The organism is Comamonas sp. FG99 (assembly GCF_057808605.1).
In genome coordinates, this window is sequence record NZ_JBMDII010000036.1 from 45,323 (window position 1) to 54,501 (window position 9,179).

At 65.9% G+C, this 9,179-nt stretch carries 9 protein-coding genes; 2 read left to right on the top strand and 7 right to left on the bottom strand.

The genetic code is table 11. From position 1 onward, the window contains the following. Positions 1–4: 4 nt before the first annotated feature. The 7 genes from ACODRX_RS20525 to ACODRX_RS20555 all read right to left on the bottom strand — a co-directional run bounded on the left by ACODRX_RS20525 (position 5) and on the right by ACODRX_RS20555 (position 6,920). Complete coding sequence (locus tag ACODRX_RS20525; RefSeq protein WP_488873390.1) at positions 5–2,188, bottom strand: TonB-dependent receptor; 2,184 nt, start codon at positions 2,186–2,188, stop codon at positions 5–7. Continuing rightward, on the bottom strand, positions 2,185–2,454 hold the full coding sequence (locus ACODRX_RS20530; RefSeq protein WP_488873391.1) for a hypothetical protein: 270 nt from the start codon (positions 2,452–2,454) through the stop codon (positions 2,185–2,187). Before ACODRX_RS20530 ends, ACODRX_RS20525 begins: the two co-directional genes overlap by 4 nt. Before the next feature lie 78 nt (positions 2,455–2,532). Further along, positions 2,533–2,958, bottom strand: coding sequence for a DUF2946 domain-containing protein (locus tag ACODRX_RS20535; RefSeq protein WP_488873392.1), 426 nt, complete (start codon positions 2,956–2,958; stop codon positions 2,533–2,535). Between the two features lie 30 nt (positions 2,959–2,988). Continuing rightward, positions 2,989–3,444: a copper chaperone PCu(A)C gene (locus ACODRX_RS20540; RefSeq protein ID WP_488873393.1), complete on the bottom strand. Its 456-nt coding sequence runs from the start codon at positions 3,442–3,444 to the stop codon at positions 2,989–2,991. Positions 3,445–3,492: 48 nt separating this feature from the next. Further along, entirely contained in the window at positions 3,493–4,092 is a 600-nt protein-coding gene (locus tag ACODRX_RS20545) for an SCO family protein (protein ID WP_488873394.1), read from the bottom strand. Positions 4,093–4,108: 16 nt separating this feature from the next. Next, the gene (locus ACODRX_RS20550) at positions 4,109–6,310 is read right to left on the bottom strand and encodes a TonB-dependent siderophore receptor (protein ID WP_488873395.1); all 2,202 of its coding nucleotides are present in this window, start codon (positions 6,308–6,310) and stop codon (positions 4,109–4,111) included. 250 nt (positions 6,311–6,560) lie between these two features. Continuing rightward, on the bottom strand, positions 6,561–6,920 hold the full coding sequence (locus ACODRX_RS20555) for a DUF2946 family protein (RefSeq protein ID WP_488873396.1): 360 nt from the start codon (positions 6,918–6,920) through the stop codon (positions 6,561–6,563). Positions 6,921–7,120: 200 nt separating this feature from the next. On the opposite strand from ACODRX_RS20555, the gene nikR reads away from it, so the two are divergent. Beyond that, positions 7,121–7,609 (top strand): nickel-responsive transcriptional regulator NikR, encoded by a 489-nt coding sequence (gene nikR / locus ACODRX_RS20560; protein ID WP_488873397.1) that lies wholly within the window; start codon positions 7,121–7,123, stop codon positions 7,607–7,609. An 88-nt stretch (positions 7,610–7,697) separates the two neighbouring features. Further along, positions 7,698–9,179, top strand: a 1,482-nt coding sequence (locus ACODRX_RS20565; protein WP_488873398.1) for a TonB-dependent receptor, incomplete at its 3' end; no start/stop codon positions are given.

Consider the following 9,179-nt stretch of genomic DNA (forward strand, 5'->3'; position numbering starts at 1 on the left):
GCTCCTAGAACGCCACGCGCACGCTGACATCGGCCGTGCGCGGCGCGCCCAGGTAGGCCATCGTGCTCGTGAGGTTGGCCGCGTAGCGCCTGTCCGTGGCGTTGCGGATGCGGCCGACCACGGACACATTACGGTTGACACGGTAGCTCAGGCCGAGATCGAGCAACGTGTAGGCCGGCCAGTTCAGGGTGTTGGCTGCGTCCGCATAGACCTTGCCGACACGGCGCACCCCCACGCTGCCTTGCAGCGCCGGCGTGAACGCATACGAGGCCCAGAGGTTCGCCACCGTCGCGGGGGTGTTGGTCGGCGTCTTGCCCGCTAGCGATACGCCGCCCTGCTGGTAGTTCTCGTAGCGCGCATCGACATAGGTCAGGTTGCCCTGGATCGACCACTGCCGGGTGGGCTGCAGGCCGATCGACAGTTCCACTCCCTTGGACGACTGCTCGCCCACCAGCACCGTGAGCGCGCTGTTGTTCGGGTCCTGGGTGGCGATGTTCCTGCGGGTGATGCGGTAGGCCGCCAGCGTTGCCGTGCCCTTGCCCCCCCAGAAGTCCAGCTTGGTGCCGACCTCGACCTGGCGGCCTGTCGTCAGCTCGCTGTTGTTGCGCACGTCCGCGAACGAGGCGGTCGACAGGACGCCGGATGGTGGGTCGGCAGCGGTGGCATATTGCGCGTAGACATTGGCGCCAGGCGCAATGTCCCAGACCAGGCCGATACGGCCGGTGGTTGGGTGGTAGCTGCGCTGGAAGCTCGCGGGATTGGCGACCGTGACTTCGCGCCGGTTAGTCAGGTCCAGGTCGATGCGTTCATGGCGCAATGCCGTGACCAGGTTCAGCGAGGGTAAAAGTGCCGTGCGGTTCTCCAGGTACAGCGCCGTGGTCGTGACCTTATTGTCGCGGTCGGGGCGGAAACCCGGGGCCATGCCAGGAATATCGAAAAAGTTCTCGGTGACGAAGTGGTAGGGCTTGACCGTGCTGATCGTGCCCGACAGGCTGTTGGGAAAACGGGTCTGCTTGTTCACGCTCACATCCAGCCCGAAAGCCCAGTCGCTGCGGCGCTCGGCAATTTGCCCCCGGTACGTGCCTTCGATACGGTCGCCAAGGACTCTCTGATCGTGCCGCTGCAACAAGGCGCTGGAGCGGATGACTGCCGTATTGGAGGCGTCGAAGCGGTAGCTCTCCACATTACGGTAGTCCCGCAAGGCGTCGTAGACATAGAAAGTGTTCTTCAGCTGCAGGACGTCGGACACACGCCAGTCGGCGATCGAGCGCAGCCACTGCACCCGCTGGGCATACACGCCATCGGCGCTGTTGTAGTTCTTGAAGCGCGTCGCATCATCGATGCGCAGCGTCCCGGCAAGGGGATTAAGCAAGGGTGTACCCCAATAGGGACGATCGACCTTCTCGTCCTGGAATTCGTAGGCCAGGGTGTGGGTGAAGTCACGCCCGATGACCGAGAGCAGCGAGGTCGCGAGCTGGGTCGAGCGCGTGCCGGTGCCCTCGGTCCAGCTATCGGCATCGCGGTGGTTCAGTTCGATGCGGGCATAGTGGTCCGCGCTGCCCGTTCCGTCGCCGGCAATGCGCCGGTTCAGACCGATGGAGGTCTCCTTCAGGCCATTGGTGCCCAGGCGCACCTGCGCTTCCGTGATGTCGTGACGGTCTGCCAGCTTGGTGATGTAGTTGATCGTGCCGCCCACACCGCCGGCGCCATATAGAAAGCTGGATGCGCCGCCGACGGCTTCGACGCGATCGTAGATCCAGCTGTCCACGGGCCGCGCGGCGATGGTGTACTGCACGTTGATGCCGTTGAAAAGCTGGCTCAGCGAGGCTCCGCTGAAGCCTCGGTAGCTCACACCGATGTTGCCGGGCGCGTTGTGGGCGGTGACACCGGGGATCGCGCGCAGGACCTCTTGCGTGTCCTGCGCCCCGCGGGCCTCGATGGTGGCTCGGTCCACGACCGTGACCGTGGCGGGCGTCTCGCGCGGCGTCAGGCCGAGGCGGCTGCCGGTGTCGGAGGGCGTGTCGAGGTTGAGCTTGCCGTTGGCCTCGGGCGTGGCATCCGTGACGACCACGGCGGGCAGCGTGGCCGCATCGGACTGCGCATGGACTGCTGCAGGCGCAGCCCCCAGCGCAGCCCACAGGCTGGCGGCCAGAGCCCGGTGGCGGAAAGGCGGTGTGGTGTATGTCATGGCCGGGCCTCCCCGCCAGCAACGGGATGCAGCGCCATGCGACCGAGGTGAACGACCTGGCCCGCACCGTAGGCGCCGGCTTCCAGTTCGTGGCTCCTGGCGTTGATGACTGCGGCGCCATACATGGCCGCCAGCAGCACAAGGTGGAGCACGGCAAATACGGCAAGGCGCCGCAGCGCCGTATTTGCTCCGCTGTGGGAGGCGGTGCTTAAAGGAAAGGGGGAGGGATGCGCACCCGGGCGCATCGGGGTATTCGAGAAATTCATGGGCGACTCCTGTCCAGCCACCAGAAATGCAGGCGGCACAAGGTTCCGGTCGCGCAAGACGTGCGTAGACCGGGCGATTCAAACGGGAATCGTCGACGGCGGCGCACGCGGCAATGCCGGGCGCCAGGGCGGGTCGGGAAATTCGAAAAGAGGCGCCCGCAGCAAAGGCGGTGCGCGAGCTGGTCCCGGGGGTATCAGCATCGGCATGCCGGCAGGCACCAGTGCCGCGCTGGCGTGCACGCGGCAATAGGGGCAGTCAGTGGATGGCGATGTCGATGGCGCGGTCTTGCCGTTCTCCGATGCGAGTGCGGCATCGCTTTGTTCCAGCTGAACCAATCGGGTGCCCAGGTTCGTGCACACCTGGACCCAGGTGCCGCCCTCCGGCGCGCCCAGCGTCTGGGCGAAAGGTGCGGCCAGCCACCCCCACAGCAGCGCAAGCACCACCAGCCGGACGCAGCGGATGCGCCAGGCGGAAATGCGAGCGGGTGGGTGTGGTCTGTGCATGGTCAGCGAAGCGTGCGGCGAGCACCTGGGTCAGTGCATGTGCCCGCCGGCGCCGCTGTTGAGCGGGCGCACAGCCGCCTGGACCTCGACGGTTTCGCGCTTGCCGTCTTTGCCTTCAAAGGTCAAGGTCAGCGGCACCGTATCGCCCGCCTTCACCGGCTGGGTCAGGTTCATGAACATGATGTGGTAGCCACCGGGCTTGAGCTCGACGGTCTTGCCCGCGGGCACCTCGACGGCCGGCACCTGGCGCATCTTCATCACGTTGTCCTGCATCGCCATCTCGTGCACCTCGACGTTGGGTGTGAGGGGCGAACTGGCCGAGACCAGCCGGGTGTCCTGGGCGGATTGCAATTGCATGAAGGCGCCGGTGGCCTTTTGCTGCGGCACGGTGGCGCGCACCCAGGCGTCCTTGACGGTGACCTGGGCGTGGGCAGCGGCGGCGGCCAGCGCAGCGGCTGCCACGAGTGAGCGAAGAGCGGGTGTCATGGTGATCTCCTTGGGGTGGGTGGAAATGGATGGGGGGGTGGAGCGGCGTCAAGCCGGGTGCAGGAGCCGCCGCAGATCGTCTGCGAACTCCTGCGCGTTCTGCTGATGGCGCATGACGAGGCGCAGCCGCCCGGCGGGGTCGTAGAGGTACGTGAGGGCCGAGTGGTCCATGGTGTAGGAAGCGCCGGTGGGCACTTTCTTGTAGACGACTTGGAATTCCTTGGCGGTTTCGGCGGTGCGCTGCGAGTCGCCATACAGCCCGATGAAGCCGGGATCGAAGGCTGCCATGTAAGCCTTGAGCACCTCGGGCGTATCGCGTTCGGGATCGACGGTGACGAAGAGCACCTGCAGGCGCGCCCCGTCCTCGCCGAGCAATTGCTTGACCTCCACCGCCCGCGCCAGAGCCGTGGGGCACACGTCGGGGCATTGGGTGAAGCCAAAGAACACCATCACGGCCTGGCCCCTGAAGTCCGCCAGCGTGCGCTCGCGCCTTTCCGGGTCGCTTAGCCGGAAGTCGCGGCCATAAAGTCCTCCGGTGACATCGAGGCCATGGAAGGCGGGTTTCTTGCCGCAGCCGCCCAGCGCCACGAGGGCCGACAGTGCCCCCCATTGGAGCGCACGGCGCCGGTTCAGGAAGGATGGGTGCATGGGAAACCCCTTTTTCTCAGTAGTCCACGCGCAGCGTGAGCCGGGCGGTGCGCGGCGTGCCCAGCTTGATCCAGTCCTGCACGAACTGGTGGCTGCCCGTGTAGTACTTGCGGTTGAAGACGTTGTCCAAGTTGAACTGCAACGCCACCTTGCTGGAGCCCATCCTGAACCGGTAGGCCGCCATGGCGTCCATCCGCGCGTAGCCGGGTAGCTGGAAGGTGTTGCCCACGTCGCCCTGGCGCTGGCCTTGCGCGAACACCCCTGCGCCCGCCGTCCACTGGCTGTCGATGGCGTAGCGCGCCCACAGGCTCGCGGTGTGGCGCGCGACGTTGGCAAGCGCCTTGCCCTGGTAGGTCGGGTCCCGCGTGACCACGGCATCCGTATAGGCGTAGGAGGCGATCAGCGACAGGCGCCGGGTGACCTGGCCCGACACGTCCCACTCCAGCCCGCGCGAGCGCGCTTCGCCCACGGTGACGATGTCGTAGTACGGCGCCTGGTCTATGGGCACCTGCGCGCCCCTGTTGCGCTTGGTCAATTGGTACAGCGCGATCGTCGAACTCAGCTTGCCGTCCAGGAATTCAATCTTGTGGCCGATCTCGAACTGCCGGGCGCGCTCCGCCGCCAGCGCCGCGCCGGTAATGGTGTCACGGCCGTTGTTGGCGGAGACCGCGTCCTGGTACTGCGCATAGACGGACTGGTTCGGAGCGAACTGCCACACGGCACCCAGCCGGGGCGTGGTGAAGGATTGCCGGTTGGGCTCGGTGCCCGGATTGCCGAACACTGCGCTGGTGCGGTCGTGGCGCAGCGCGCCGGTCAGGAACACGCCACGGCCCAGGGCAACCTGGTCTTGGAGGTAAAAGCTGGCCCAGCGGCTGGCGTCGTCGTAATCCTGCGGCATGGACATGGCGGGGTCAAGCCCTGGCGTATTGCCCAGCGACGGGTGGTAGATGTCCACCGCCGGCAGCTGCTGCATGTAGGTCGCGCCGGTCTTGCGGGTGCGGTAGGTATCCAGTCCCACCAGCACGGTGTGGCCGAGGCCGCCAGCCTGGAACTTGCCGATCAGGTCCACGTTGAACTGGTCGGCCCTGTAGCGCCCGTCGGGCCGCACGCCGAAGTAGTAGCGGCACAGCGGGTTGCCGGTGCCGGGACAGCTCTGGTCGGGCGCCATCCCCATGCCCATGTCCACGCGGTAGGGATAGATGTCCATCTCGGAGGTGTCACTGAGCAGGCTCAGCAGCCGGCCCTTGAGCTGCCAGGTGTCGTTGAGCTGGTGCGAGGCATCGAGCTTGAAACTCGTGGTCTTGGCGCTGGACAGATAGGGCGAATCGTTGAACTGGCGCGACCAGGGCAGATCGGCGGGCCGGTTGCCAATGGCTGGAATGCCCATGTCGGTGCGGTAGCGATTGTTGGAATAGTCCAGCGTCGCGGTCACATTGGTGCGGGCATCGGGCACCCAAGCCAGGCTGCCCGTGAAGGCGCCCAGGCGGTCCTGCACGAAATCGCGGATGGAGTCCGCGCTGTAGTACGACGCCGCCACGCGGCCTCTCAGGGTCTGGTCCGTGTTGAGGGCACCGGAGGCCTCGATGGCCGTGCGCGCGAGGCCGCGCTGGCCGATGGTCTGCTCGAAACCGAACTCCGGTGCCGCGGAAACGGGCTTGGGCACGATGTTGACCAGACCGCCCGGCTCCGCGCGGCCATAGAGCACGCTGGCCGGCCCCTTGATGACCTCGACCGACTGGACATTGGCCATGTTCACGGGCACGCCCATGACCTTGGTGCCGTCCAGGTAGTAGCTGGAAATGCCCGACATGGGGCCCATGGCGGTCATCGAGGTACTGGAGAAGCCTCGCAGGATCAGCAGCGGCTGCATCGTGCCGTTGAATCCGAAGTCGTACTGTACTCCGGCGACATTGCGCACTGCCTCGGTCAGGGTCAGTGCGCCCTGGTCTTCGATGACGGCGCGGGGAACCACCTGCACGCTTTGCGGGGTCTGCAGCGCCGGGGTGTCGGTCCGGGTGGCCGTAGCCGTCTCGGGCGGGCGGTAGTCATCCGGGGTTGCCGTGACGGTCACGGTGGACAAGGTACGCTCCTGCGAGCCAGTCTCCGGCGCAACAGCTGCAGGTAGTGGAGCCACCTGCGCGAACGCGATGGACGTGGATGCGGCGAGGCCGGCAGCCAGGAGCGCCAAGGCCAGCGGGGTGGGAGCCGGTCGGTACATGCGGGGGCTCATTTCTTCGTGATCGTCTCGGGACAGGCAGCCGCCTGGACCTGTGCGGGCCAGCAGCCGAGAGGCCAGGTGCGTTGCGGGCCTGCATGCCACGCCCTGCACAATCGCTTGGGGCGGTGCAGTTCACATGGACAGAGACAGGCTCACGCAGGCGCAACCAGCGCGATGCGCTGCGGCTGAAAGAACGCTCGGGATGGCGCGTCCATGCGCGCCCGAAGGTCGTCAGCTCAACTGCGCGGGATCAGGACAGAGACGGGGGGCCACGCGGCGGCAGCGGCGCGCCAACAAGCGCGGCAATGTGCGCCGCGACAATGGGCCGCAGCGCGTACGCGAGCGGCTGGGGCATGTCCGCGCGCACGTTCACAGGCGTTGGAGGCAGCGTTGCCGCCAGGCACATCGGGCAGTCCAGCGTGTGGTGCCCCGCCTGGACCGCGCTGCCGTCGTCGTCGATGACGACGACTTTCATGCTCCCGCCAGCGGAGCACACCATTTCCATGGCTTGGGGATGAACCACGGGCGACGCCACGGCAACGCCCAGCGTCAATACGAACCACGCCAGAACCAGGCGGATCAGCATTGAGGACGTGCGCAGGGCGTTCATAACTTCACATTATTGCAGCAGTCATGAAGTTATTACTGCTTTCTACCCATGGACATATCGCCCCACCCGCAGCCGATGGCGTCAGGCCTGGCGTTCGGAAACACGCAAGTGCATATCGGTTTAGGAATGACAATCCGACTGAACCGCCAAGCTGCGGCAGGATTCCCAGTGTTTCACCCTCCAGAGAGGTCGGCCACGACATGCAACGCTTCACCATTTCCCTGGACGACACACTCGCGCAGCAATTCGACGCGCTGATCGCAGAAAAAGGCTACGTCAATCGTTCGGAGGCAGTCCGGGACCTGATCCGTACCCGGCTGGGCGACGCCCGGCTGGATGTAAAGCAGCCAGCATCCACACACAGATCCGCACCAGCCTGGTGCATAGCCAACGTCAGCTATGTCTACGACCACCACGAGCATGCCGTGTCCGCGCGCATCATGGACCTGCAGCACGACTCCCATGACTTGGTCATCACCAGCGTGCACACCCATCTGGACCACCTCCATTGCCTGGAAACCGTGGTGCTGCGCGGCCCCACCGCCCAGGTACAAGCGTTCGCAGAGCAGCTCGTGGCGCTGCGCGGGGTGCGCCACGGCAATATCCACCTGGTGCCGCTGGTTGGCGACGGCGAGCCGCACCAGCATGGCCAGGAGCCGCCGCATACCCACCTCCAGCCATTGAACTGAAGCAAGCTGCATCAACAGGCCAAGCGCAATTTGGCCTGCTTCTTGCTTTTGTATGAAGAATTTAAAATTTCTCATACAAAAATCATCCATGGCAACTTGGCACACCCTGCTCCAAAGCGCCTTCTGGTCGGCCCTGGCTGCCAGCGCCATGCCTGCTGGCGCACAAGAGGCCGCCGCGCCGTCCTCCCACCTGCCGGAAGTCCAGGTGTTCGGGCCGCGCGATGCAACAATAGGCACGGCCGACAGCGCCAGCGAGGGGGCGGCCGAGAAAGCTTCGTTCCAATCGCGGCCCAAGCTGCGGCCCGGCGACATCGTGGAGGCCGTGCCCGGTGTGGTCGCCACCCAGCATTCGGGCGACGGCAAGGCCAACCAGTACTTCCTGCGCGGCTTCAACCTGGACCACGGCACCGACTTCTCGGTGACCGTCGATGGCATGCCGGTGAACATGCCCACCCATGGCCATGGCCAGGGCTTTGCGGATTTGAACTTCCTGATCCCCGAACTGGTTTCGGGCGTGCGCTACCGCAAGGGGCCTTACTTCGCCGACGGCGGCGATTTCTCGCTGGCGGGCAGCGCCAGCCTGGACTATGTGAGCGCGCTGGAGCGGCCTTTCATCGAGACCACGCTGGGGCCGCACGATTTCCGCCGGCTGCTGGCGGCAGGCTCACGCACGGTGGGCGACCAGACCTGGCTCGGCGCCATCGAGCTGGAAGGCAACAATGGCCCGTGGGAGGTGCCCGAGAACCTGCGCAAGGCCAATGCCGTGTTGCGCTACTCGCAGGGATCGCCGACACGCGGATTCCAGCTCACCGGCATGGCCTACCAGAGCCGGTGGAACTCGACCGACCAGGTGCCCGAACGCCTGATCGACAGCGGCGAGCTGTCGCGCTTTGGCAGCATGAATCCGACCGACGGTGGCAACACGCGCAGGCTCTCGCTGTCGGGCCTGTGGTTCGACAAGGGGCCGCAGGGCGAGACGCGCCTCAGTGCCTATGCTATCGACTACCGGTTTGATTTGTTTTCCGACTTCACCTACTTTCTTGCCAACCCTGAGCAGGGTGACCAATTCGAGCAGACCGACCGGCGGCGGGTCTTCGGCGCGCAGGCCTCGCATACCCAGGCGGTCAGGCTGGCCGGCCTGGATGGCGTGCTGAGCGTGGGCGCGCAGTGGCGCGGTGACCGCATCGGTGAGGTGGGCCTGTACTCGACCACCGCGCGCGAGCGCACCAGCACGGTGCGCAATGACAAGGTGTCGCAGGATCTGATCTCCGTCTATGGGCAGCAGCTCGTCTACCTCACGGACACCTTGCGCGGCTACATTGGCCTGCGCGGGGACTGGCTGGGTTACAACGTGCAGGGCCGCGAACCCATCTATGGAACCGCCAACAGCGGCCGCGGGCACGATTCGCGCCTCAGCCCCAAGGCCGGCCTGGCCTGGACCATCACGCCCAGGCACGAGCTGTATCTGAATGCGGGCCAGGGTTTTCACAGCAACGACGTGCGCGGCGCCACCATCGTATCCGTCCGGCGAACCCATCTTGAATCGAATGCCGTAATCGAGGATCGTCCC